A 25,609-nucleotide genomic window follows, 5' to 3' on the forward strand; every position below is an offset into this window, starting at 1 on the left:
ATGATAAAAATGGACGATCTTAAATTGTTTTTGTAACCGTTTTAGAAAAGAGTATCGGAGCGTGTACGCGCTCCTCATAAAAAAAGGACACCATCCTCAATGAAAGATTGTGTCCTCCTTACAAGATCTATATCCCTACCTCATCTTCCCGGCAACGATCTGTCTGATATGCTCCAACGGAACCTTGGGGGTCCGGTCATAGGTCAACAAGCCGTTGATCTCCTGCTCCACATCGGTCAGCTGGGTATAACAAAAGCCTTGGACATGAGGCGATTGCAGCAGGGGCTCAATCACATCGGCCAGCTTAGCCTGGAAGTCCTCATCGTTGTCCGCACCGGAATAACCCCAGCCCTCCCAATCGCTTTTCTTATAGGCAATACCGCCGAACTCCGTCACCAGAACCGGTTGGCCCGCATAAGCGGTTCCCCCTACGAACAGCTCCCTGCGGTGCGGCTTCTCCCCCAACGTCCGCTCCAAGGTGCTGTAGCGCTCCGTCAAGTCCTCCCGCCTCCATTCATAGTCATGGATGGTGACCAGATCCGTGGTCATCTGCTCCCAGCCGTCGTTGGATACTGCAAGTCTGCTGTCATCCAGGGACTTGGTCAGGTAATACATCGCCATGGCATGCCGCTGCTGCCGCTCATCGATTAAGATGTTGGGCACTCCCCAGCTTTCGTTAAGGGGAACCCACACCACCAGGGACGGATGGTTGTAATCCCGCTCCACCGCCTCCTGCCATTCCGCCGTTACCTTGCGCACATACTCCTCCGAATACGCATAGGCATTGGCCATCTCGCCCCACACCAGATAACCGAGCCGGTCCGCCCAGTACAAGAAGCGGGGATCCTCGATCTTCTGGTGCTTGCGCGCGCCGTTAAAGCCCATTTGTTTGGCCAGCTCAATGTCCCGCTTCAAAGCCTCGTCGCTGGGCGCCGTCAGAACACCCTCCGGGAAATACCCCTGATCCAACACCAGCCTCATGAAGTAAACCCGGTTGTTCAACAGCAGTTTGCCGCCTTCCACCGCAATCTTACGCATGCCGAAGTAGCTTTCCGCCTGATCCGCTTCCTTGCCGTTCACCAGGAGTGTGACGGTCACGTCGTACAGATTCGGACGCTCGGGGGACCACCAACGGCCCAGTCCATGATCGTTAAAATCATGGAGTCCGATGGTACGGGTTTCCTCGGCATGGTCAACGGACAAGGTGGTAACCGTCCGGTATTCATCCTTGAAGCGGATATCGATGCGGACCTCCGCCTTGCAGCCAACCGGAGCTTGGTTAAGGAACGTGCGGATTTGGATTTCATTGCGGTCAATATCCGGCTTGAATTTCAGCTTCCGGATATGAAGCTCCGCTACGGGCTCCAGCCAAACGGACTGCCAGATTCCCGTTGTCCGGGTGTAGAAGATGGAAGCCGAATCCTCCTTCCAGTACTGCTTCCCCCGTGGCAGGGTCACATCCCTGCTGAAGTCCTCCGCACGTACGACCACACAGTTCTCCCCGGGCTGCAGAGCCAGCGTTATATCCGCCTGGAATGGCGTATGTCCGCCTTCGTGATAAGCCACCTGCCTGCCATTCACCCAGACCGTAGCTTGGTAATCCACAGCTCCGAAGTGCAGGATCACCCGCCGCCCCGCCCATTCCGCCGGAATGGTGAAGCTGCGCTTATACCATACCAGATCGTGGAAGCCTGTTTCTCCAATACCGCTCAATTGGCTTTGGTAAGCGAAGGGAACCTGAATCCGGCGGCTGAAGATTTGCCGGCCGCTGCTCCATTGGCCCGCATCGCCAACCCGTTCGTCATCAAATTCGAACTCCCATGTTCCATTCAAATGCTGCCAATCTGATCTTACGAATTGCGGACGGGGATATTCGGTCCGGAGGATGGATGAAGTCATGGCAAACATTCCCTTCTTTTATGTAATATAAAAATTAACTTAATCACTCAACAGTTAATATAATAAGCATATCGCCTCTTTATGTCAACAATGAAGTTGATTACTTAACTTTTAAGTTATATAATTGAAGCAGTCAGGAGTGTGAGCCCATGAAGCTGGAAGTCATAACAGCCAACATGCGGATTCTGGATTGTTTCTCTTCGGAAACCCGGGTCCGCATCATAGAGTTATTGAATGAGAAAGCCTACAATATCGGGGAATTGGCGGAAGCCCTTGAGCTCTCCTCGGCCATTATAACCAAGCATATTCAGAAGCTGGAGGAAGCGGGCATTGTAGCAACGGAAAATTTGGTGGGCAAACGGGGCACTCAGAAGCGTTGTACGCTGAAGCTGGATCAGATGACGCTTGTGCTGCGGACAAGCGTCGCGGAGGAACAGACCGATCAGAACCGTTATACGGTGGATCTGCCTGTGGGGCAATATATCGCTTACGAAGTCACACCGACCTGCGGGCTGGCTTCGTCGGAGAAGCGGATCGGCATGATGGATGATCCCCGCTACTTCGATGACCCTGAACGTACCAAGGCCGAACATCTCTGGTTTGCAAGCGGCTATGTGGAATACCGGATTCCCAACTATCTGGTAGGCAATCAGTCTGCTGCCAGCCTGGCCCTCTCTCTGGAGATTGGTTCGGAGGCTCCCGGGTATAACGAAAATTGGCCGTCCGACATCACCTTCTCCATCAATGGCATAGATGTAGCCACCTGGACCTGCCCCGGAGACTTCGGGAGCAGACGCGGGGTATATACCCCTTCATGGTGGGTGGATACCCAGTATGGGCTGCACAAGACCTTGTCCATCACCGACCATGGAACCTTTATCGACGGCAACCAATTCTCCGGCATTCGGATCAGCCAGTTGAATATCCGGGCAGGACAGGAGCTGCGCTTACGCATCTCCTGCCCGGAAACCGCACTTCACTGTGGAGGCGTCAGCCTCTTCGGCAAAGGCTTCGGCAACTACCCCCAGGATATCCGGGTGACCATTACGGTGTAACGGTCCGCCCGGCAGACCGGACACCCATTTCCTGCTGTTATTCTTCCGAGGATTCCAGGTCGTATAGCAGCTTCGGAATCTTCACGGTCACGGTCGTCCCCTGGCACAACCGGCTTTCGATGGTGATCCCGTACCCCTCTCCGAACAGCAGACGGAGCCTGTTGTGGATATTGGACAGCCCGATGCTGTTGGCCGGCTGGCCGTCCGGCACGTGCTTCGGCTGCGCCATGCTCAGCTTCGCCTGAAGGGCGGCCAGCACCTCCGGCTCCATTCCCCTCCCGGTATCCGCGATTCGGAAGATCACATCTCCATGCGGATCCATGCTTCCGGCAACCTCGAGCCTCCCCCCTAGATCCATCCGCTCCAGCCCGTGGTAGACGGCATTCTCCACAATGGGCTGGAGGATCATCTTGGGGGTTCTCATCTCCAACAGCCGGTCCTCCACATCAAGCTCCATGGAGAATTTATTCTCATACCGGATGGAGATAATCTTCATATATGCCTGAATACAGTCCAGCTCTTCCCGGATCTGCACAAGATCATTCTTTTTGATGCTGTACCGGAAGATCTTGGACATGCAGGATGCAATTTGTGCGATCTCCTTGCTTCCATATTCCAGCCCGATGCTGCTGATGCAATTCAGCGTATTATAGAGGAAGTGGGGGTTGATCTGGCTCTGGAGGGCCGAAAATTCCGCCTGCTTCTGGCTCAGCTCGGATTCATACAATCGGGCCTGGGTATTGAACATGTCCTGGGCCATTTCCTCCATTTCATCCATCATCCGGTTGATGTCGCAGGCCAGCAAGCCTACCTCATTGGTAGACCGGACTCTCATGCGGAAGCCCATGTCCCGCCTCCCCACCGCCTTCTTCATATCCATCACGAGTCCCATCACCGGACGCATCAGGTTGTTCATGAAAAAGCTGCCAATGAGAATCATGCTTAGGATAATTCCAATTCCCACGGTTATGCTGACCTTCCGCATGGGGTTCATGTCCTCGGTCAGCTCATGCACCGGAATCATACTTACAACCCGCCACCCGTCAGCCTCTTCCAGCCCCTTGACCTGAACTAGAATATCCTCCCCTTCGATGGTTGTTTTCACGCCGTTAAGCAGGATATCCTTATCCATGGACAGAACATCCGTGAACAGCGTGCCCCGAGCATTGGCATTCGTGGACGCAATGACCTCATCCCGGTTATTCAGAATGTACAAGGTGGAATTGGGCGTCAGTTCCGTATTCTTCACAAGCCCCTGCAGCTTTTCCATCTGGACCATTACGGTGCAGTACCCTGTAATCTGGGAGAAATGGATGCCTCCGATGGTCTCCACAATCGGCGCTATATAAAAGAATTGTTCCGCTTCTGTTCGCTCATCTCTTAGAATCGTGGTGAACATCCCTTTATCCCGAAGCGAAGGGTTGTCCTTATACGTCCGGATAAAGGTTTCATAACGATTCAAGAAGAAAATATCGCCGCTTGCAGACCCCAGACTGTAAATCTGCTTTCCCCGAATGTCGTTAATCACAATTCCGTTCACATACGAATTAAAGGATCTCATATAGTCCATGAGATCCAGTGCATATGGACCGGTATCAAACGCCCTCTTGTAATCATCCTCCACTACGGTAAATTCCTGAATCAGTTTGCTGTTTACCGCAACGCTGGTGCTGACCCGGATATCACTAAGCACCGAATCGACCTTACGGCGAGTTTGCTCTATGATCTGGTTGCCGTAGTTGGCCGCCCTCTTCTGGGTCAGGTCGGAGAAGCTGTAATAGAAATAGAGCTCCATGACGGTGAATAACACGACAGAGAAAAAAAAGATCATCCAGATCTGATGCTTCAATTTCAGCCTACTGGTCTTCATGGCCCGCCGCTCCGTCCCTTTTAACTTTTTCTGAATTTGGTGGGCGTCATCCCGCAATGCTTCTTGAACACTTTATTGAAATAATAATAATCCACATATCCGGCCTTAATGGCAATCTCTTCAATGGACAGCTCCGTTTGCTTCAAGAGCTCGCGGGCTTTCTTAAGCCTGAGCTCCGACACATATTCGGAGAAGGTTCTGCCCAGATTTTTTTTGAACAATTGACAGCAATAGACCTGATTGATGAAGAATTGGCCGGACAAATCCTTCAAATACAATTTCTGATCGAAGTGACGGTCGATATAGGCAATCATCCGGTTGAAGCAGGACAGGATGTCTCCCTCTTGGGAGGTCCGCTGGTTCCCCTGCCTGATGGAGGCGAGGACGTCATGCAAGAAGCTGCACAGAGACTCAAAGTCTTCAAACCGCTCCTTGATCTCGGTATGATTCAGGAATTCCAGATCCATGTCCTTCCATTCAAGCGAATCCACATTGATCAGGATCCCCACCGCCTGATTCCACAAGTAGACCACTTCGGACATGCCCAGATGATGTTCTCTGAAATATTCCTGCAGCCCCTGGATGTACACAGCCATGCCGTCATATGGATTCTCCTGGATGAACCGGTGGATCCCCTCGATACAGGGCTTCACCAGGTGCAGCCTCGGCCCGTAGTGAACGACGCCTGCCGCTTCCTCCAGAAAAACCTGGGAAGCGGACAGATCCGCTTCCTTAAGGAGCTTGCTCATATGCTTCAGCTGGCTGGAGATGGTGCTGATGCCCACCGCATGGATGCCCGTCTCCCGCAGAACAGCGTCATCCCAAGTCCCCTCCAAGCAAGCCATATCCCCCGTCATCACTACAACCAGCATTTTTCCCGGGCCGGCTTCCACTTCCACCGCTTGAACAGGCTTGCCCTCCAAGGGAAGCAAATCCCGGAGGTTTGGGTTCTCCCCCTCGTAATAGATGGCGAACACCCGGTAATAGCATTCAGTCGCCCCATTCGATAACGGCAGAAGCCGCTTGATCTCGTCTTGATCCCCCGAAGTCAGCGCATCCAGGAGGAGCTGATTGCGAACGGAGCTGCTCCGGGAGAAGTGCATGGCCAACTTCGCAATCAGTGGGTCTGTCATATCCACATCCAGCGGTTTCAGGATATAATCCAGCGCTCCGAAGCGCAGCGCTTCCTGGGCATACTCAAACTCCGCATATCCGCTAACGATGACAAATTCCGTGTTCAGACCCTGCGTCTTGGCTCTCTTCATCAGATCCAATCCGGAGATGTCCGGCATGCGGATATCCGTAAACACCAAATCCGGTTCATCCGCTCTGATGGCATCCCACGCTTTGTAAGCGCTTGTAAATTGGCCTATGACTTCAAAACCATACTTCTCCCAGTCAAAGGCATTGCGGATCCCTCTAATCGCCCAGGTCTCATCATCCACAATCATGACCTTGTACATGGGGTTCCTCCTTAAGGATGTTGATTCCTCCGAATAATAGCAAACCAGTTCGTGAATAGCAAACCAAATACGGATAAACCATGGGATCAAAAATCGATGGCTTATCCGTATCCAAAAGGTTATTTTTTGCCGGCCTTGATTTCTCTGAAGTTCTTCACGTTCTCATCCTGAACCGCCTTGCCGCCGGCGTCCATATATTCTTTGACCAGCTTGTCATACAGGGCGTCGAACTCTGCCGGCTTGGCAACAAGCAGCCTGTCAATCATTTGCTTGTTCATATCCCCTAGCGTTTTGCCGTATTTGATATTTGCTTCGTTCGGAACGCCATAGTAGAAGCCGGTGTAGCCGTCTTTGGTATTGATCTTGTAGGAATCGATAGCCAGCTTCTCATAGCTCGGATCTCCGGCTGCCAAAGCAGCTGCATACGTTCTGACATTCTTCTCGGTGTCGCCCAGCTCTGCGCCATTAACCACCAGTGTATAGTCCAGATTCAGATTGCTCATCTGCATATTCTCGCCGGTTTGCACAATCCCTTGCGGGATGCCGTTAACCATCTTGTGGTTGACGCCTTCTTGACCGAACTGCAGGAAGAACAGCACTTCCGGGTTCGCCATCCAGTTCAGATACTTGATCGCCAGCTCGGCATTCTTGCTGCTCTTGGGGATGAAGGAGAATACTCCGTTTTCATTGTACATCTCCTTCAGGTATTTGCCTTCACTGTTCTTGAAGGTATCTACGGGAACGAAGTTGGCAGCCGGCGCATTCTGCTTCAGCGGTTCACGGATTTTCTGGACCAGCGGATAATCCCAGTTGGCTGCGTAGAAGCCTACCTTGCCGTTGGTCACATCGGCATCCGCTTGCTTGGCGGTTTTGTCCAGCGCAAAGTCGGGGCTGATCAGCTTTTCATTGTACAGCTTGTTCAGCCATTTGAACGCATCCTTGTGACCGGGCTTCAGCCAGTTGGTGGTGGTTACGAATTCCTCCTCCGACATCGGACCCCAGAAGGATTGAACCAGGTTGCCGAAGGTGTAATTCATGCCGGCGGCCGCTGTCGCCCACGGAATGACACCGTTCACATTCCCGGGGTTCTTGTCGCGGAAGGCCACCAGGGTGGCATACAATTCATCCCGGTTGGTCGGAACCGGCATACCCAGCTTATCCAGCCAATCCTTGCGGATGAACATACCGTTCCAGGCAATCAGAGTCCGCTTGGCCGGGATGGAGACTTGTTTGCCCTCATATTTCCCATAGGACAGGACCTTATCCCCCAGGTAAGTCTTCAATTGCTTGCCATGCTTCTCCAACAATTCATCGAGCGTATAGAGGCCATTGCTTTTGGCATAGCGGGTTACGGTCGTACCGTCATAGGTGAAGGAAATATCGGGAGCTTCGTTGGCAGCCATCAACACATTCAGCTTGTCTACTTCCTGGGAGCGGGGGACCGCTACGAATTTGACAACAGCGTTATTGGCCTTGCCGAACTTCTCATTGACGTACTTGGTCCATGCGTTGTTGTTCAAGTCCGGCTGTCCCTGAATCCCCCTGTCGAACACTTCCACTGTCAAGGTTGCAGGAGGACCGGAGGGCACAGCCGATGCTGCGGTTGACGCCGCCGGCGATGCCGTGTCTCCACTCTTCTTGTCATCGCTTCCACACCCTGCCGCAACACTGGCCAGAAGCGCTGTACTAAACAATATTGCGGTTGTCTTCTTCATGCCTGCATTCACTTAAACCACCCTTTCACGCTGCATGTAATGATAACACCCAAGCTGTACATCCCTTGCATCTGGATATCCTTTCGCCAATCCGGGAACCACCCCCCTTCAACCCGCTGCGTACCCCATCAGCCCTTGATCGCTCCGGTCATCACACCGTCTACGAAATACTTTTGCAGCTTGGGATAGATCAGCAAAATCGGGATGGTCGTAAACATCACGCTGGCGGCCTTCAGAGACTCCGGCACAATGAAGGAGCCGACACTTCCTTCTCCTCCTTGCTGGCTATCCAGCTGCTGATTGGCAGAAATGATCTGATACAGCTTCATCTGCATCGGATATAGTTTTTTGTTCGTAATATAAAACAGCGCATCCTGGAAGCCGTTCCATCTGTCCACCGCATAGAAGAGGCTCAAGGTAGCGATCGAGGGCAGCGAGAGAGGAAGCACAATCTTCAGGAGAATGCCCAGATCCGAGCACCCGTCGATGGCGGCCGATTCCTCCAGACTCTCCGGAAGATTGGTAAAGAAGGTCTTCAGGATGATCATATTAAACACACTCATGGCGCCTGGCAATACCAAACTCCACACCGTATTCATCATACCCAGGTTTTTCACCAGAATATAGGAGGGAATGAGACCGCCGCTGAAATACATGGTGAAGACCAGAGCCGACAAAATAAAGTTTCTTCCCATCAGCCGCTTCTTCGTCAGCGGATACGCTGCACATATGGTCAGGAACATACACAACGCGGTATAGAGAACGGTTAGCACAATACTGTATCCAAGCGCATAGAGCATATCCGCATCGCTCAGGATGGTCTTGTACGTTTCTGCTGAGAAGCCTACCGGCCACAGTCCGACCTTTTGAGAAATAATCGCCTCGTTGGAGCTGAAGGAAAGCGCAATCATATACAGGAACGGAACGATACATGTGAAGGATAAGGCCACAATAAAGGCGATGATCGCAATATCCGCCGCACTCCATTTCTTCTTCTTGCCCCAATTGCTCACCGTACTCACCATATCCCATCCCCCCCTAATTTCTTCGCGATAAAGTTGGCAGAAACCAGCAGGACAAGACCAACCACGGATTGGAACAATCCTACCGCTGTCGCCTGGGAGAAATCCCCCGAGCTAATCCCCACCCGGTATACGAAGGTGCTGATTACGTCGGAGTATTCGCTGACCAGCGAATTCCCCATTACAAAGGGACGGTCGAACCCGATGGAAACCATCCGGCCGATCTGGAGAATCAACAATATATTAATGGTTGGCTTAATGCCGGGCAGTGTAATGTGCCACATCTTGCGAAGCCTGCTGCAGCCGTCTATATCGGAGGCCTCATACAATTCCTTATTGATCCCCGTAATGGCCGCCAGATAGATGATGGTGCCCCATCCGATATTTTGCCATACGCCGACGGATATATAAGTGATCAACCAAGGGGTCTTCTGCGACAGGAACTCGATCTTATCCAAGCCGAAGCTCGTCAGGAAATGGTTGACCATGCCGCTGTTGGAGAACATCAGATAGACCATACCGCCGATGATGACCCAGGACAAAAAGTGCGGCAGATACAGCACGGTCTGAGTCATTTTCTTAAATGCAGCCTGCCTCACCTCATTAAGGAGAATCGCCAGCAAAATGGGTGCCGGGAAGCCCGCAATCAAGTCGAGAACATTCAGGACCAGCGTATTCTTCAGCGCACGGTAGAAGCTGTCCTGTTGGAAGATAAACCGGAATACATCCAGTCCGACCCAGTCGCTCCCCTTGATTCCTTCGAAAATGTTGTAATCCTGGAATGCCATCACCAATCCGTAGATTGGGGCATACCTGAAGATCAGGATATACGCCATAGGGAGCAGCAATAGAAAATATAACAGTCCGTCTCTTTTGATGTTGCGCAGAACGTTATTTTTCTTCTTTATTGCAGCGTACTCCCGGGAGCCGTCTATAAACGCTTTCATAACCCTCATCCCTCCGCTGTGTTCAAGAACGATCATGGTTTTCATTATACCTTCCGGTTCAGATAAGAAAATGTACTCCCTTAAATCAATTTTTGTACTAACTTAAAAAGTGGGAGGCATGTGAGTTAGCCGATCCGCGGCAAACAAAAAATCCAGTATTCTCGGTCTCCCATCAGGAGCTTACCGAGAATACTGGAGTAGATAGGGTGCTATTAACCGTTCACTTACTTAAATGCAGCACGCTGCGATTCATAAATCTTGTAGAAATCATCCCAGACCAGGATGTTGCTCTTCTCCTTGCTCCACCAATCCAGGTACCAGGCTTCGACTTCCTTGCCGCCTTGCTTCTCCCACATGGTTTTGGCCTCTGTATAGGCCTGGTCCACCGTGTAAGACTTGCCGCCGACAATCGACTTGATGAACAAGTCATCGATCGGCTTCGTGAGGTTGGCCATCTTCGTCTGCAGATCCTTCGGCAGCTCCGGCATATGCTCGGAGTGTGTAATGCCTTCTCCTACCGGAATCTTCTCCATGTATACATCGCGCGCCGCCTTGAACAAACGCAGGGCTTCTTTTTGTTCCGGAACGCTTTCGTTAAAGAACGTTTCGGTATAGCCGTATTTACCGCTTTCCAGACGGCTGTAGATCATATCGAAATCGCTGTTCCAGCTCACTTCATTCTTGTACTTGTCATTATCCAGGATCGTCGGCCGTCCGTTCGCATCCGGCTTGTAATGAGTGCCTTCAATTCCGTACCGGAATACATTGCCGGTTTCGGGCTTGGCCAGGAAATCGATCTGCCGGATAATGGCGGCCGGATCCTTCGCTTTGGCATTGACCACCGCAGTCATCTGAACCGGGTTATTCCACACCACGGTAAACTTTCCAACCGGCGACTTCGGCAACGGCATAATGGAGAGCTTACCGCCGGGCACATTCTTCATAAAGGTCGCCAGTTCCTTGGAAGCGAAGGCGGCGTAATCGTTGGTCATCCAGCTCATGATCCCAACCTTGCCGTTCAGGAAATCCTGAGCAGCCTTGGAACCATCCTTATCCGTCAGGAAGTCCTTGTCCATGACACCGGCCTCAAACAGGTCCCGCTTGAACTGGGCTTGCAGCTTCATGTTCTCCAGTCCGAATTGCAGCTCATTCTTATCGTTTACGTTCACCCAGTTGGCGTTGAACATATACCGGATCGGTCCGCCCATGCCGCCGAACTGAATTCCTGCAATACCGTAGGTATCGTTCTTGCCATTGCCGTCCGGGTCCTTCTCGGTAAAAGCTTTCGCAACCGCAAGCATTTCTTCCGTGGTTTTGGGCATCTGAAGACCCAGCTTATCCAGCCAATCCTGCCGGATAAACACGCTCGACAGAGGATACACCTCGTTGATACGGCCTACCTCATAGAGCTTGCCGTCGCTCTTCGTACCCGCTTTCTTCAGCTGCGGATATTTTTGCATCAATGCTTTATACACCGTGCTGTTCTTCTCGATCAGGTCATCCAGAGGCATAAGCTGCTTCTGAGCGAACAGGGAGTTGCGGATGCCGGTTCCGAATTCGAAGATAAGGTCCGGTGCGCTTCCCGAAGCGAACAATACATTCAACTTCTGCGCAGATTCCCAACGGGGAACCGCTGTATATTTCACATCATTGGGTCCCTTTTCATTCATCCACTTGCTCCACATATTATCTTCGATGGTCCCCATCCCGTTGGGCACGTTCCCGCGCTCATAGATGGTTGCCGTAATTTTGCCCCGTTTCACCGGTGCCTCACCGGAGGCCTTAGGCGTCTCTCCGGCAGCTTTGGAAGGTTCAGTAGCCTTGTTGCCGTTATCCGAACAGCCCGCAAGCATGGAAGCGGTTAATACCGCTGTCAATCCCAGTTTCATCCAGCCTTTCTTTTGCATACAATCGCCCCTCTTCATTTTCATTAAGACCCGAACATGTCAGAACGAATGGCGGATTACCCTTTTATAGATCCCAGCATCACCCCTTTAACAAAGTACTTTTGCAGGAATGGGTATACAAGCAGGATGGGAACGACCATGATGATGACCGCAGCGGATCGGATGCCGTCCGGCGTTAGATTGGAGATCATATCCGGGTCGGAAAAATCCTGGACCATGGAGGTCGACTTGATCATGTTCTGAACAAGAACAGTCAGATTATATTTGGCGGTGTCATTGATATAGATCATCACACTCATGAACGCATTCCAGAAGCCGACTCCGCAGAACAGCGCAATGGTTGCCAGCACCGGCTTGGAAAGGGGGAGCATGATGTTAAATAGAATGCGGGTTTCGCCGCAGCCGTCAATCCGTGCCGCTTCCTCCAACTCGTACGGGATGTTGGCGAAGTAGGTCCGCATGATGAGCACATTGTATGCACTTACAAGCCCGGGCAGCCATAAGGCGCCGTATGAATTGACAAGCCCCAGTTTAGATACGATCAGATAGGTCGGGATGAGGCCGCCGTTGAAGAGCATCGTGAAGACCATCGCCATGGTAAAGAAGTTCCGGGCATAAAATTGTTTGCGCGCCAACGGGTAGGCCGCCATGATGGTAACGGATACACTTAGAATCGTACCGACCAAGGTAATTTCAACACTGTTCCAAAATGCGCTGACAATCGGCGTCCCTTTAAATAAGCTCTCAAAGGAATACAGCGTCCACCCCACCGGAATGAGCGACACCTTCCCGGTCATTATGGCATCGGCATCGCTGAGCGACAGAGCGATGACATTCATTAACGGAATGATGCAGCTTAAGGCAAGCAAGGTGAGTATGGCATAGTTGACGGCATAAAAGATTTTTTCTCCGGTTGAATCTCGCATGTTCATCCTCCCTTCCGGTCCATTCGTAGTTTCACCAAAGTCCCTCATTAAATCTGCGGGCGATATAGTTCGCACTGACGACGAGCACAAAGGCAACCAGCGATTCGAACAGCCCCATGGCTGTCGTTAAGCTAAATTGTGCTCCTTGCAGACCAATTCGATAGATATAGGTGCTGATGACGTCGGCAATCTCGTTGACGTTTGGATTTTGGAGCATGTACACCTGATCAAAGCCCACCTCCATCACTCTGCCCATCGAGAGAATGAGCAGCAGGATAATCGTGGAGCGGATGCCGGGCAAGGTGATATGCCAGATCTGACGGGCCTTGGTGGCTCCGTCCATGTTGGCCGCCTCGTACAAGCTCGGATCGATGGTGGTCAATGCGGCCAGGAAAATAATCGCATTGAAGCCCATATCCTTCCATATGCCGGAGCCGACAAACACGACGACCCACGAGAAATTGTGATACATGAAGGCGTACGGCTCGCCGAAGATCATTTTCACCACGTTGTTAATCATGCCGTTCTCGAGGGAGAACAAGGTCATGATCATCATCGATATGATGACCCAGGACAGGAAGTGGGGCATATACACAATGGTCTGCACCGTCCGCTTGAAGCTCATGCTGCGAACCTCGTTAAGCAGAATGGCCAAAATAATCGGTACGGGAAAACCAAAAACGATGCTCAGCAGGCTTAGGAAAAACGTGTTGCGAATGATCTCCAGCGTTCTAGGGTCATGAAGCAGCGTCTCAAAATACTGGAGGCCTACCCAAGGGCTCTGAAGGATGCCGTCAAAAAAATTGTAATCCTTAAACGCGATGATCAGCCCACCCATCGGGGCGTATTTGAAGATCAGGAAGTACAGCACAACCGGGGTGAACATGATCAGCAAAGGGATGTTCGATTTGAACCGGCGAACGCGTTGGTTGCGCAGCCTGCGTTTGGCTTCCAGGGCAGCTTGCGGCACTTCAACCATTGGTATGCTATCCATAGGAGCTCCTTTCATCGTGAAATGTTGGATGGCTATGGTCTTATTATAGTGAAACCCCCAGGACAGAGCATTTGAAATCCACAGAGAACTTTTAGATATTCTACACAATCATCCGATCCCCCTTATTACACAAATAGACCGGCTTCGCTGTACGCGCTGCCGGTCTAACACATCTTTTTACTGAGACTTTCGGTACTCGCTCGGCGATATTCCGGCCAACTGCTTGAACACGGTGGTGAAGTAGCTGGCATTGTCAAAACCAACCTGGTCGGCAATTTCGGTCATTCGCATTTTGGTGCAGGTAAGGAGCGCTTTGGCCTTCTCGACGCGTAGTTTGCTGACATAATTGCTGAAGGCGATTCCCGTTTCCCGTTTGAACAGGTTGCTCAAATAATTCGGCGTAACATGAACATGAGCGGATACCGCTTGCAAGGAACAGTTTTCCCGGTAATGAGTCTCGATATATTGTTGGGCCCGGATGACCACATTATCCCGCTTCTCCTGAAGCCATCCCTCGAACAACCGAAGGAAGGTCTCCGCCTTGTGCTCCGCCCACTCGATTATCTGCCGATTCTCCGAGAACAATAGAAGGGCTCCCGGTTGCAAATCATCGTAGTCATCCGCCCTCAAATGCTTAAAGTCGCCCGCAAGCAAATCGGACAGGGCCGATACCATCGCATAGATTTCGATCTTGCAGGTCTGGATCGGCAGAGCTGCGGCGCGTTGAATATGACGGGCAAGCTTCCTTCGGGCTTCCTCCACATCTCCAATGATCAGATCGGACAATATGCTCTCCCGCAAGGCCAAGGACCGGTCTGCCTCGGAATCCATCGGCTGATTATGGGCATGAGAGGCACCGCGCAGCTCGGCATACCCCGCCGCAAGCGAATCCAGCTCATTCATGGTTCCGGCCAAGCTCCACTTCGTCTTCAGGTGAAGGAGCGATTCCACATTCTCTGCCACCAAGGAGCAGTAAGGCTCAACCACCCCCGGTGCGAGCAAGAACACGAATTCCCCGCTGCTCACGGAGAGATAAACACTGTTGAGCGCCCGATCCTGTACTTGCAAGAGCTCCCCTGCAATGTTCGAGATGGCGTAATGGAGCAGCTTCACATCCTTCTCCCCATAGCCTCTTCCTTCGGGGAAGAAGCTGTCGACCTGTAATAACCACAGCTCATAGCCGCTCAGCAAGCCGCTCATCTCCGCCCAATCCTGCCTGTCGCATGGCAGCCGGTACAAGGCAGCGCGCAGGGTATTGACCTGCTTCTCCCGCTGCCGCAGCTTCTGATCCAGCTGCTTCTGTCTGAATCTCTCATAGGCAGTGCGCAGGATTCGGGTGGTATCCTGAATGGACATCGGCTTAAGCAGAAACTCGATGGCACCGTAACGAAGCGCCCGCTGCGCATACTCGAAGTCCCGGTAGCCCGTCAAGAGGATGACCATTATCTCGCTTCCCGCCTGAGCGAGCCGTTCGGTTAACATCAAGCCGTCCACAACTGGCATACGGATATCGGTAATGATCAGATCGGGCTTGGCCGTCTCGATCAAGGCGAGGGCTTCCTCTCCGTCCGACGCTTCCCCCACAACCTCCCAGCCCAGGTGTTCGCTGCCGATCAATTTCATCAGGCCTTCCCGGCACCAGGATTCATCATCGACAATCAGTAATTTACCGATCATGGTTTGTCCCCCTCCCATTCCCTCTTGTCCGGCAGCCGCAGCCGCACCTTCGTTCCCAAGTCTGGAATTGAGGTGATCTGAATCCCATAGGGTTGGCCATGAATCAGCTCAATACGCCGAACGACACTGCTCAGGCCAATCCCCTCACGTTGGCTTTCTTGATGCTCCATGGAAGACACCGGCTGGAGAATACGGCGGATGGTTCCTTCCGACATGCCGCAGCCGTTGTCTTGAATGTCCAGCACGAGGAACGCCCCATTCTCTCCCGGTACGGTTTCCCGGCAGCCCCGAATGGTGAGGTGGTGCCCGTTCTTTTTGTTACGGAAGGCATGTACGAATGCGTTCTCGACGATGGGCTGTATCAGCAGGCGGATGATCTGGCAGTCATATAGCTCTTCCGGAACCTCGATCTCCGTCGTCAGCACCTCTTTGTGCCTTTCCCTCTGTATGCTTAAGTAATGGTCGATTTGCTTCAATTCATCCCTCAATGTGGTCAACCGTCTCGCCGGCTCCAATGAATAATGCAGCATTTCGGACAAGGAATTGACCAGCTGTGCGGACTTTTCATCCCCTAGACCATAGAACTTCCAGAAGAACATGCCCAATGCATTGTATAGAAAATGGGGATTCAGCTGCGCTTGAATCGCCTTTAATTCCGCTTCCTTCTCGCTTAATTCCCGCTGGTACACCTCCCGGATAAGGGTATCGATCTGCTCGGTCATCTGGTTGAAGCGGTCTCCGATAAACCCGAGCTCGTCACTGGACCGGATATCCACCCGCGTATCGAATTTGCCCGTGCGTACCAGCGTCATCGCCTTGACCAGACTCTTCAGCGGACTGAGCAGCCGCCGGCTGATGATGGTGATGATCAACCAGAAGAGAATGATGCTGCCGATGGCCGAGATGACGGCAACCTTCAGGATCAGCTGGCTGCGGTGGTGGACCTCTCCCAGGGATGCACGGCTGACCAATTCAAAATGGACCTTGTCGGATATCTGCTTGGTGTACAGATAGGAGCCTCCGTCCTCCTCTACGATGCGATCTCCCCGATCTCCCATGGAGGGCAGGATTCTATCCTGCTCCTGGCCAAATTCAACCGAATTATAGAGCAATGCTCCATTGGAATCGTACAAATAAGCCTCTGTGTCGCCCAGTTTGCGCAGGTCCTTCAAGTAGGCCTCGAACAGGGAGGTGTTAAATAGAATCAGCATCGCGCCATAGGTTTCCAGATCCGAGGATCGCATAAGCCGCGCAGCCAACACCCAGTTCTTATAGGTGTAATCCTGAAACTGTGCCTCCCCGATCCGCCGCCAAATATATTCACCGCTCGTGCCCTTCAATTGTTCGATAGTCTCATCCAGAAACACCGGATCAAGCTGCTGGAACGAGCCGGCATACGTGCCCAAATTAAACATATTCTCATTCAAATCGTAAATCCGGATGGCCACGATCTCGGGGGCATCCAGACGCACTTGGCGCAGCTGCTCTTCCAGTTCATTCTCCAGAAGCAGCCGGTCGTAGGAGCTGGCGCTTGCATTCTCCCCCTGCCCGCTGACTAGCTTCTTGACCATGGGATTAAAGATGATGTACTCCGTAATGCGGTACATGTCCTTGATTCGGGAGTCAAGCCGCGCCAGGATCTGTTGATTCTGCATGCCATACTGCCGGCTCAGCTCTTCGTTGAACAGCCTCAAATGAACCCGATAGGTGACGAGACCCGTAATCCCGGAAATGCCAAGGTTCACTGCAACAAGAATCAGGATGAGCTTGGTGCTGAAGTTGTATCTTCGATGAAAGAGCCGGTTGATGATAGCGCGCATGCAAGCCACCCTTTATTTGGAAAAGTATACCCTTCCATTTTCGCATAGGATTCAGGTTTGTACAACAAATCAGCTCTCCCGAACCATCCATGTGGTCGGGAGAGCTCTTTTGTCCTCCGGGTCTTGTTAGGCCGGCAAGGATGCCATCATCCGGAAGCGGCTAAGCGACACCGGTCCGGACAGCACCAGATACACATCGCGCCGGCCGGCTGCGAACGTCAGCCCGCAGGTGACCTGCTGCCATTCCTGTTCATCGCCGGCGGGAAGGGAGCACCTGCCAACGAGAGGCCCCTCCGGTCCGTCCAACCGGACCTCCACCGATGCGTCTTCAGCCGCGGCAGCCTGAAGCTCGATCACCGAGACGCCGGAGCCGAGCTCTACATCCCGGAAGGATAGCCAGCCCCTTGCCCCGCTGACAATAGCGGCGCTTCCGCCTTCGCTGCATTCACCAAGATGGATGCCTTGGCAGGCATCATAGTTCGCAGCCCGGGTCACCTGACTGAGATCGCGGGGTGGAATGGTCTCCCCTGCGACGAAGAGGCGGCCTTCCAGCCGGAGATCGGAGGAGGAGGCGCCGAGCAGAACCGTATATTCCCCCGTCTCGATACAGAAGCGGTCCCGGGTCACATCCCACATAGCCAGGAACTCCAGCGGGAGGCGGAACGTCACATCCGCCGCTTCACCCGGAGCCAGGGCGATCCGCTCAAAGTCCGCCAGCTGTAGGCGGGGACGCTTCACTCGGGAATCGCCCGCCCGCACATACAGCTGGACGACTTCTTCCCCCGGGCAGCTACTTGTATTCGTAATGCGGCAGGCAACCTCCACGGCTGCATCTCCTCCCGCCTCGACCCGGTTCGCGGACAACCGAAGGCTCTCATACCGGAACTCGCTGTACGAGAGCCCGTGTCCAAACGGATACAGGGGTTCGCCTTCGAAGTACTGATACGTGCGTCCTCCCTGGATGATGTCGTAATCCATAAAAGGCGGCAATTGATCGACCGACTTGTACCAGGTCATATGGACACGGCCTGCCGGATTGACGTCTCCGAACAGCACGTCGGCCACGGCATGTCCAAGCTCCTGACCCGCATGCGAGGTGAACAGGATCGCCGGCACCTTCTCCTGCAAGGCATTCAGAGCGAACGGGTAACTGCCGACCACCACAACGATGGTGTTCGGATTCGCCTCCGCCACTGCAAGCGCCAGCTTCTCCTGCCGTTCCGCCAGGGTAATATCGGGCCGGTCCATCGTCTCCTTCCCGTTGATCAGCGGGTGGTTGCCGACAACCACAATCGCCACTTCAGCTCCGCGGGCTGCTTCAACCGCGGCCTCCAAGCCGCTGGCCGCAACTTCCAGCTCGAAGGTCTCCGCCTGCACTTCGGCGTCCGTGGAATCCACTTCCGACGCGCCGCCGACGTTGATGGTATTCGCGGTTTCTGCCGCACGGCCATCGCCGACCAGCAGCTCGCCCGTCTCAGCGTCGGCCGTCACGGGCATACCGTTCCAGGTTGCGAGGGTCACATGCATCTCGCTCCGATCTGCCGGCCGAATCTGGAACACTTCCTTCGTGAACCATTCCCAGATCCGATGTGCCGATGCCTGCACCGTCTTGTCGTCAGTCGTCAGGTAGAGCCCGTTCCGCTCCGCAAGGAAGGTATGGCTGCCCCAGCCCCAGTCCGTTGCCTCGAACACATCGGCGTCCTGAGCCTGCAGCGCGTCGGCGCTAAGCCTCGCCTTCTCATCCTCGCCGATCCGGACATATCTCCCGTTGGAGGCTGCCTTCAAGCGAACGCGGTCATTGCCGTCGGCATAAGCGGTCTCCGCGCCGCACCCCGCTGCAGCGAGACGCTCCCGAATCCCTGCAAGGGGAGAGACCGCATAGGGCAGCGCACCGCTGTACCAATCGCGGTAGACGATATCGGCCAACGGGCCAACAACGGCTACCCTGCGCAGCCGGTCCGCCTGCAGCGGCAGCGTGCGCCCTTCGTTCTTGAGCAGCACGACGGCCTTCTGCGCAGCCTCCCGGGACAGCTCTGCGTGCTCCGGCCGGAGGATCGTTGACTCATCGAGACCTGCATACGGATTCCGATCCGCCGGATCGAACTCCCCGAGCCGGAACCGGACACGGAAGGTGTTGCGAAGCGCGGTATCGAGGTCATTCTCCGTCAGGAGTCCGTCCGCTAACGCCTGGCGAATGGATTCCGTCACCCAGGCGGCTTCATCCGTAATACTGTCGATGCCCCCTTCCCGGACCGAGCGGGCGACCGCTTCCTTAGGCGTCTCCACGTAATGGTGATCACGCACGGTGCCCGACACATCGAACGCATCGCTGACGATAAAGCCGTTCATGCCCCACTCGCCTTTGACAATCTCGATCACCTCCCGGCTAAGGTTCGCCGGTACCCCGTTGACCGCATTGTACGCCGTCATCATGGACTGGGCGCCGCCTTCCTTAAACGGGATTTCGAATGCCTTCAAATAATACTCCCTCAGGTTCCGGGGATCCAGGGAAACGGAGGTATCGCCTCTTCCCGCCTCATTGTTGTTGCCGATAAAATGCTTCAGCGTGGCGACCGCCTTCAAATAAAACGGATCGTCCCCCTGGATGCCCCGTGTCAACGCAGCGGTCAGCTTGCCGGCCAGCACGGGATCTTCGCCGTACGCTTCCTCCGTCCTTCCCCAGCGGGGGTCACGCTCCATGTCGACCGTCGGCGCCCACAGCGTCAACCCGTTATGGGTCGGATTCCGACGGTAGAAGCCGCGGGCCTCGTCGCCGATCGCACTGCCGATCCGCTTCAACAGATTCTTATCCCAGGTGCAGGCAAGGCCAATGGGCTGCGGATAGCTCGTCGCCTCCCCAAGCCAGGCCATGCCGTGAGCGGCCTCTGTGCCGTGCTTGTATGCCTGCACCCCCAGCCGCTCCACTGCCATCTGATACTGCGGCATGAGCCCGATCTTCTCCTCCAGCGTCAGCCGTCCGATCAGATCGTTCAATCGCTCCTCCAGCGGGAGATCGGGATTCCAATAAGGGTAGTTCCTCTCGAATGTCATCGTGTTTCACTCCCTATTCGAAGGCTTCGTAATCGAACCAGTCATAATGAGCAGGCGATCCGGAACGCTGCCCGTTTCCGGTTGCGTACATGGCGATAAAGACCCCCGTAAAGCCGCCAGCCACCTCGGTGGACAGCAGCCCGCACTCCCCCGTTCCGAGCTGAACCGGCTCTTCTCCGCTAACGGCGGAATAGCCGAAGCAGTAGTGCTTTTTGTCCGCATCGACCGTTATCACAACCGAATCGGACGGCCAAGAGACCTCGTGTTCCACCTTCCACAGCGTCCCCAGTCTTCTTCGGAATAGGAGTTTACGCTCGCCCGCCATTTGCGTTACCGCAAGCTCGTAATGGAAACGTTCGTTCATATACACCGTGATACCGGCCTCTTCCCCGTCACGCTCAGGCACGAACGTCAAGTGTGCGGTGATCCGGCAGGCAAAGTGCTGCTGCCTTCGGCCAACAAAGGCCACCGAGCCTCTTTCATTCAGCGTAACCGGGGACCCAAATAATGTCAAACAACTGCTCCGGGAGGAGAGTGACCAATTATCCGGGTCCGGGGAGCGCAGGAAACTCCATCTCGGAGCAAGATCTCCTTCGTCAAACTCATCCCTGACGTGGATATGGGAATCCGGGTTTCGTGATAGGGTGGGATCCGGTGCAGATTCGGGTATGGTTCCGTGGTCCCCGATGATCGGCCATCCCTCCTCCGTCCAGGTGACCGGCGCCAAGAAGGTTTCCCTGCCGAGATGATGATGTGTAGGATATCCGATCGGGCGAATGCCCAGGAATACGGCCCACCAGTCCCCATCCGGCGTCTGAACCAGATCGGCATGCCCCGTCGCATGAACCGGCTTCTGCAGGCTTCTATGGGACAGGATCGGGTTATGCGGACAGCTCTCGAACGGTCCGTCCGGTTTCCTGCCTCTTGCCACGGTAACCATGTGACCGTATTCCGTACCCCCTTCTGCCAGCATCAGATAATACCATTCACCGATCCGATAGAGATGCGGACCCTCCGGATATTGACCGCCGGTTCCCTTCCAGATAAGGGTAAGCTCCGACAGCCGTTTGCCTGTACTTAGATCAATCCTGCTTTGATAGGCGCCTTGCCCCTCGGCGTCATAGGAAGTCGTGTAATAGGCTGTGCCATCCGCATCTACGAAGATGTCCGGATCGATGCCGGGCTGATCCACATAGACGGGATCGGACCAGCCCCCCCTCGGGTCGTCCGTATATACGTAGAAGTTGCCGCCGCTGGAGACATTGGTGGTCGTCATGTAGAACATCCCTTTGTAATAGCGGAGGGTTGGCGCAAAGATTCCTCCTGAGCTCCATGCGTTGCGCAGCTCCAGTTGCACCGTCCGCGTCAAGACATGGCCAAGCTGCTCCCAGTTCACGAGATCCCTGCTATGGAACAACGGAACACCCGGAAAGTACTCGAAGGAGCTGGTCACCAGATAATAGTCCTCCCCGACTCTGCAAATGCTGGGGTCCGGATGGAAGCCGCTGATAACAGGATTACAATAATTCATAATGTTGGCTCTCCTTACTTATTCCATAGATTTACGCGATCTTGCACATATTTGGTATAGCCCTTTTCCATCTTTTCAACACCGGCTTTGATCAGCTCTTGCTGATAATCGTCCCATATCTTATCGAACTCCTCCGGCTTTGCCATAATGGCCTGCGGAATCCTCTTCCAGGTGATGTCCTTCATCTTGTTCCCCAGAATGGTCACTTCATCATCGCCCGGAACAGGAATGTTCCATGCCGCTCCCCAGGCCTTCACCGGAAATTCATCCGGCTTCGGGAACAAGTCCAGCCAAGTATTCGCACCGTATGCCTTCAACGTTTCTTTGTCGGCTGCCGTATACCCCTCGATGATCTGCTCCGGGAAGTTCTTGGTATAGTAGTTGCCGGTTGAATCCTTCACGCCATCACCATAGTGCGCGCCCAGATTAGTATAGAAGCCGATGCCGGACTCCTTGCTGAATGCCGTGTTGTCGTTCACAATACGCAGCTGGATGTCCGCCGGTACCACGCGTTTGCCGTTCACCACATTGTAGTGCTTCCCCTCGATCCCCCAATTGTTGAGAATCTGCATGGGCTCGGACGCCAGATAGTCCAGGAATCGGATGGCGCGGACCGGGTCCTTGCAATCCTTGGATATCCCCACTCCCCAGCCTGCCATGAAGCCGGTGGACTGAAGCCGATTGTCCTTGTACTTGTCTGAGAGCATGACGGAATAATGCCCATAGGTCTGTTCCAGCTTGCCGGAGGTCTTCAGTGATTTCTCGCCGTCTGCATAATCCCAATCGGCATCGATCAATCCGATCACCCGTCCCGAAGCGACCTTGGCCTGATATTGGTCGTGCTTCTGGACAAAGCTCTCTTTATCCAGCAAACCGGTGCTGTACATATGGTTCAGCCACTTGAAATATTCCTTCTCGCCTTCCGTACGGAAGTGATAGGTGGCTTCGTAGGTTTTCGGATCGATATAGTACTCTCCATCTCCCGATTTGCCTGTCGTTTCGGCGGCCGGATTCGTGACGGAGATGAACATTCGCCAATCATCCGCATTCAGAGTAAGGCCGATGTTCTTATTCCCGGACTCATCGGTGGGGTGTTTGTCCAGATAGGACCTTATAACTTTCTCGTAATCCTGGAGCGTCTTGATCGGCGGGTATCCCGCTTCCTTCACGGCACGGTGCTGCAGCTCGAAGCCTCCGCCGGCAACGAAGGTCTTCCCGTCTACGGCCGAGTACGTCGGAATCACGTAAATCGACTGGTCCCCGTTGCTGTAGCGAAGACGCTTGAGCTGATTCCCGAAGAGCTTCTTGAGATTCGGCGCATGCTTCTCGATCAGATCCGTCAGATCCAGCATTGCCCCTGCATCTACCAGTTTGTTCAGCTCTCCCTTGGGGCTGATCAGGTCCGGATAATCTCCGCTGGTTGCGATCAAGGCGATCTTCTGCGCCGGGTCGCCGACTGCGAACTCGGCATTCAGGGTTACGCCCGTTTGTTTGGTTATTTCCTTGCCGACCTCGTCCTGCATCCTCATCCAGTTCGGATTCGGATCCGCGCTGAAGAAGGTAAAGGTAACAGGCGACTGGTCATTTCCTTCCTTCGCTTCTCCGGTTTCCGTGCTTTCATTGCTTCCCGAGCAGCCCGATAGTAAACCCACTGCAAGTGTAAAGGCCAGGATCAGCTGTACCTTTTTCATCTTCATCATCGCCATCCCCCATTATAATCATAGTAGCTTACCCCTTAATTCTTCACGGCGCCAAGCGTCATCCCCGTGATGAAATACCGCTGGAGAAACGGATAGACCAGAAGAATCGGCACGGTAACGACGATGGTGATCGCCATCTTGACCGACTCCGGCGAGATCCGATTCATGACCTGGCCCATATTAAGTCCATTCACGTCTTTCCCGTTGCTGCCAATCTGGGTGCTCTGCAGCACCTTCATAAGCTCGAATTGCAGGGTCGTAAGATGTGGCTTGGAGCCGTTATACAGGTAAGTGTCGAACCAGGAGTTCCATTGGCCGACGGCCAAGAATAAAGCGATGGTTGCAAGGGCCGGCGTCGTTAGCGGCAGAATGACCCGCCAGTAGATCATGAAGTCGTTGGCACCATCGATCTTGGCCGATTCCTGCAATGCATACGGAAGACCGTCAATGAACGAACGTACGATGAAGACGTTGAAGGCGCTTACGAGTCCGGGAAGCACATAGACGGCGAAGGAGCCCAGAAGATGCATATCCCGCATGAGGAGGTAAAAAGGAATGAGTCCTCCCGAAATATACATGGTTAAAGCAAGGTACGTCGAAAGGAATCTTCTCCCCTGAAAGTAGGAACAGCTTAATACATAAGCCAGCATGGAGGCGCTGATAAGTCCAAGAATGGTGCCGGTTAGGGTGCGGAGCACCGAGATCTTCAACCCGGTAAGCAGCCCGTCGAAGGAGAAAATCAATGAATAATTCTCAAGCGTGAATTGTCTGGGGTAAATCGTAATGCCGCCCCTGACCGTATCGGTCGAATCGTTGAAGGAGATGGCCAGCACATTCAAGAATGGGTACAGCGTGCACACCGCAACCAGCGTGACGACTAGATAAACGGAGACGTCGAACATGCGGTACTGGAGGGTGCCCGCCGGTCGTCTATTGCGTATGTCCACTGGAATTCCTCCCTACATGATACTTTCTTTGGTGACCTTCTTCAGAATGCCGTTGGCGGAAAAGAGAAGAAGCAAGCTGACGACGGAGTTGAATATATTAATCGCCGTACCGAACGAATAACGGCCCATGCCTAGACCGTAGTTGAGAGCGTACAGGTCCAGCACCTCCGACTTCTCCTTGACCAGATTGTTGCCGAGGAGAAATTGCTTCTCGAATCCGATGCTGATCAGGTGGCCGATGGACATGATCAGGAGAATAATGATGGTCGAGCGGATCCCCGGGAGCGTAATGTGCCAGATCTGTCTGATTCGGCTTGCGCCGTCTACGCGGGCCGCTTCGTACAGCTCGGGGCCGATCCCTGCGATGGCTGCCAGATAGATGATGGCATTCCAACCGGTTTCCTTCCAAATGTCAGCGCTTGTGACGACGTACCAGAACATGCTTTCCTTCGCCATGAAGGGGATAGGCTCGTGGATGATGTTCAGTCTGACAAGAACCTCGTTTACGATACCGCCCTCCGCCGAGAGCATCTTGGTGACGATGCCGGCCACGACCACCCAAGAGACAAAGTGCGGCAGATAGGACACGGTCTGCACGAAACGTTTGAGAAAGGAAACCCGCACTTCGTTCAGGAGAATCGCAAAAAGGATCGGAACGGTGAAGCCGGCGACCAAGCCCATGACGCTCATGGCCAGCGTATTGCGGAGCGCGTTAAAGAACTGGGCATCCTGAAACAACAGGCGGAAGTGATCGAATCCGACCCACTCTTGCTCGAAGAACGAACGGCCTACCCGGAACTTCTGGAAGGCCATCGTCCAGCCCCATAACGGCAAATAATGAAATACAAAAACCCAAAGCACGAACGGAACGGACATGTAATAGAGGTATTTCTGCTGAACGAGGCGGCGCCATAAACCGCGTCTTGCCTTGGTTCTGCCGCGCTCTAACGGTATGACAGACAAGCCCTATCACTCCTCTTAGGATTGTTTTCCATTACCATTATATTACAGCCCCTTCTACCAAAACCTTGATTATCGAGTCTTCAACTAGCACAATTCGGACAGATCAGCCTGATAAACGCAAA

The 25,609-nt window shown here is 53.6% G+C and carries 17 protein-coding genes; 1 reads left to right on the forward strand and 16 read right to left on the reverse strand.

The features are described from left to right. Positions 1 to 135: 135 nt before the first annotated feature. Entirely contained in the window at positions 136 to 1,899 is a 1,764-nt protein-coding gene (locus ACSEXW_RS00585) for a glycoside hydrolase family 2 protein (protein ID WP_438444143.1), read from the reverse strand. A gap of 149 nt (positions 1,900 to 2,048) precedes the next feature. On the opposite strand from ACSEXW_RS00585, the gene ACSEXW_RS00590 reads away from it, so the two are divergent. Further along, positions 2,049 to 2,954, forward strand: coding sequence for an ArsR/SmtB family transcription factor (locus tag ACSEXW_RS00590; protein ID WP_438444144.1), 906 nt, complete (start codon positions 2,049 to 2,051; stop codon positions 2,952 to 2,954). Between the two features lie 37 nt (positions 2,955 to 2,991). On the opposite strand, the gene ACSEXW_RS00595 is transcribed toward ACSEXW_RS00590, so the two are convergent. The 15 genes from ACSEXW_RS00595 to ACSEXW_RS00665 all read right to left on the reverse strand — a co-directional run bounded on the left by ACSEXW_RS00595 (position 2,992) and on the right by ACSEXW_RS00665 (position 25,400). Further along, a complete protein-coding gene (locus ACSEXW_RS00595; protein ID WP_438444145.1) occupies positions 2,992 to 4,824 on the reverse strand; it encodes a sensor histidine kinase in 1,833 nt (610 codons plus the stop codon). Between the two features lie 20 nt (positions 4,825 to 4,844). Continuing rightward, complete coding sequence (locus ACSEXW_RS00600) at positions 4,845 to 6,287, reverse strand: response regulator transcription factor (RefSeq protein WP_438444146.1); 1,443 nt, start codon at positions 6,285 to 6,287, stop codon at positions 4,845 to 4,847. 119 nt (positions 6,288 to 6,406) lie between these two features. Further along, complete coding sequence (locus ACSEXW_RS00605) at positions 6,407 to 8,002, reverse strand: extracellular solute-binding protein (RefSeq protein ID WP_438444147.1); 1,596 nt, start codon at positions 8,000 to 8,002, stop codon at positions 6,407 to 6,409. Between the two features lie 128 nt (positions 8,003 to 8,130). Next, positions 8,131 to 9,027, reverse strand: a complete 897-nt coding sequence (locus ACSEXW_RS00610) for a carbohydrate ABC transporter permease (RefSeq protein ID WP_438444148.1) — start codon at positions 9,025 to 9,027, stop codon at positions 8,131 to 8,133. Continuing rightward, positions 9,021 to 9,971: an ABC transporter permease gene (locus tag ACSEXW_RS00615; protein WP_438444149.1), complete on the reverse strand. Its 951-nt coding sequence runs from the start codon at positions 9,969 to 9,971 to the stop codon at positions 9,021 to 9,023. The genes ACSEXW_RS00610 and ACSEXW_RS00615 overlap by 7 nt, the downstream gene beginning before the upstream one ends. A gap of 224 nt (positions 9,972 to 10,195) precedes the next feature. Next, positions 10,196 to 11,878, reverse strand: a complete 1,683-nt coding sequence (locus ACSEXW_RS00620; protein WP_438444150.1) for a type 2 periplasmic-binding domain-containing protein — start codon at positions 11,876 to 11,878, stop codon at positions 10,196 to 10,198. A gap of 56 nt (positions 11,879 to 11,934) precedes the next feature. Next, positions 11,935 to 12,804: a carbohydrate ABC transporter permease gene (locus tag ACSEXW_RS00625; RefSeq protein ID WP_438444151.1), complete on the reverse strand. Its 870-nt coding sequence runs from the start codon at positions 12,802 to 12,804 to the stop codon at positions 11,935 to 11,937. A 31-nt stretch (positions 12,805 to 12,835) separates the two neighbouring features. Beyond that, entirely contained in the window at positions 12,836 to 13,798 is a 963-nt protein-coding gene (locus ACSEXW_RS00630) for an ABC transporter permease (protein WP_438444152.1), read from the reverse strand. A gap of 177 nt (positions 13,799 to 13,975) precedes the next feature. Further along, positions 13,976 to 15,475 (reverse strand): response regulator, encoded by a 1,500-nt coding sequence (locus ACSEXW_RS00635; protein ID WP_438444153.1) that lies wholly within the window; start codon positions 15,473 to 15,475, stop codon positions 13,976 to 13,978. Further along, entirely contained in the window at positions 15,472 to 17,295 is a 1,824-nt protein-coding gene (locus tag ACSEXW_RS00640; protein ID WP_438444154.1) for a sensor histidine kinase, read from the reverse strand. Before ACSEXW_RS00640 ends, ACSEXW_RS00635 begins: the two co-directional genes overlap by 4 nt. Before the next feature lie 126 nt (positions 17,296 to 17,421). Further along, positions 17,422 to 20,346 (reverse strand): glycoside hydrolase family 3 C-terminal domain-containing protein, encoded by a 2,925-nt coding sequence (locus tag ACSEXW_RS00645; protein ID WP_438444155.1) that lies wholly within the window; start codon positions 20,344 to 20,346, stop codon positions 17,422 to 17,424. Between the two features lie 13 nt (positions 20,347 to 20,359). After that, positions 20,360 to 21,877 (reverse strand): glycoside hydrolase family 43 protein, encoded by a 1,518-nt coding sequence (locus tag ACSEXW_RS00650; RefSeq protein ID WP_438444156.1) that lies wholly within the window; start codon positions 21,875 to 21,877, stop codon positions 20,360 to 20,362. 14 nt (positions 21,878 to 21,891) lie between these two features. Then, complete coding sequence (locus tag ACSEXW_RS00655) at positions 21,892 to 23,574, reverse strand: ABC transporter substrate-binding protein (protein ID WP_438444405.1); 1,683 nt, start codon at positions 23,572 to 23,574, stop codon at positions 21,892 to 21,894. Positions 23,575 to 23,612: 38 nt separating this feature from the next. Continuing rightward, a complete protein-coding gene (locus tag ACSEXW_RS00660) occupies positions 23,613 to 24,479 on the reverse strand; it encodes a carbohydrate ABC transporter permease (RefSeq protein WP_438444406.1) in 867 nt (288 codons plus the stop codon). Between the two features lie 57 nt (positions 24,480 to 24,536). Then, a complete protein-coding gene (locus tag ACSEXW_RS00665; protein ID WP_438444407.1) occupies positions 24,537 to 25,400 on the reverse strand; it encodes an ABC transporter permease in 864 nt (287 codons plus the stop codon). Positions 25,401 to 25,609: the final 209 nt, after the last annotated feature.

The organism is Oryzibacillus soli (genome assembly GCF_051594765.1).
Classification (GTDB): Bacteria; Bacillota; Bacilli; order Paenibacillales; family NBRC-103111; genus Paenibacillus_AR.

Coding starts and splice junctions, on each gene's coding strand:
- ACSEXW_RS00585 (WP_438444143.1), bottom strand. CDS start 1,899: ATGACTTCATCCATCCTCCGGACCGAATATCCCCGTCCGCAATTCGTA.
- ACSEXW_RS00590 (WP_438444144.1), top strand. CDS start 2,049: ATGAAGCTGGAAGTCATAACAGCCAACATGCGGATTCTGGATTGTTTC.
- ACSEXW_RS00595 (WP_438444145.1), bottom strand. CDS start 4,824: ATGAAGACCAGTAGGCTGAAATTGAAGCATCAGATCTGGATGATCTTT.
- ACSEXW_RS00600 (WP_438444146.1), bottom strand. CDS start 6,287: ATGTACAAGGTCATGATTGTGGATGATGAGACCTGGGCGATTAGAGGG.
- ACSEXW_RS00605 (WP_438444147.1), bottom strand. CDS start 8,002: ATGAAGAAGACAACCGCAATATTGTTTAGTACAGCGCTTCTGGCCAGT.
- ACSEXW_RS00610 (WP_438444148.1), bottom strand. CDS start 9,027: ATGGTGAGTACGGTGAGCAATTGGGGCAAGAAGAAGAAATGGAGTGCG.
- ACSEXW_RS00615 (WP_438444149.1), bottom strand. CDS start 9,971: ATGAAAGCGTTTATAGACGGCTCCCGGGAGTACGCTGCAATAAAGAAG.
- ACSEXW_RS00620 (WP_438444150.1), bottom strand. CDS start 11,878: ATGCAAAAGAAAGGCTGGATGAAACTGGGATTGACAGCGGTATTAACC.
- ACSEXW_RS00625 (WP_438444151.1), bottom strand. CDS start 12,804: ATGCGAGATTCAACCGGAGAAAAAATCTTTTATGCCGTCAACTATGCC.
- ACSEXW_RS00630 (WP_438444152.1), bottom strand. CDS start 13,798: ATGGATAGCATACCAATGGTTGAAGTGCCGCAAGCTGCCCTGGAAGCC.
- ACSEXW_RS00635 (WP_438444153.1), bottom strand. CDS start 15,475: ATGATCGGTAAATTACTGATTGTCGATGATGAATCCTGGTGCCGGGAA.
- ACSEXW_RS00640 (WP_438444154.1), bottom strand. CDS start 17,295: ATGCGCGCTATCATCAACCGGCTCTTTCATCGAAGATACAACTTCAGC.
- ACSEXW_RS00645 (WP_438444155.1), bottom strand. CDS start 20,346: ATGACATTCGAGAGGAACTACCCTTATTGGAATCCCGATCTCCCGCTG.
- ACSEXW_RS00650 (WP_438444156.1), bottom strand. CDS start 21,877: ATGAATTATTGTAATCCTGTTATCAGCGGCTTCCATCCGGACCCCAGC.
- ACSEXW_RS00655 (WP_438444405.1), bottom strand. CDS start 23,574: ATGAAGATGAAAAAGGTACAGCTGATCCTGGCCTTTACACTTGCAGTG.
- ACSEXW_RS00660 (WP_438444406.1), bottom strand. CDS start 24,479: ATGTTCGACGTCTCCGTTTATCTAGTCGTCACGCTGGTTGCGGTGTGC.
- ACSEXW_RS00665 (WP_438444407.1), bottom strand. CDS start 25,400: ATGTCCGTTCCGTTCGTGCTTTGGGTTTTTGTATTTCATTATTTGCCG.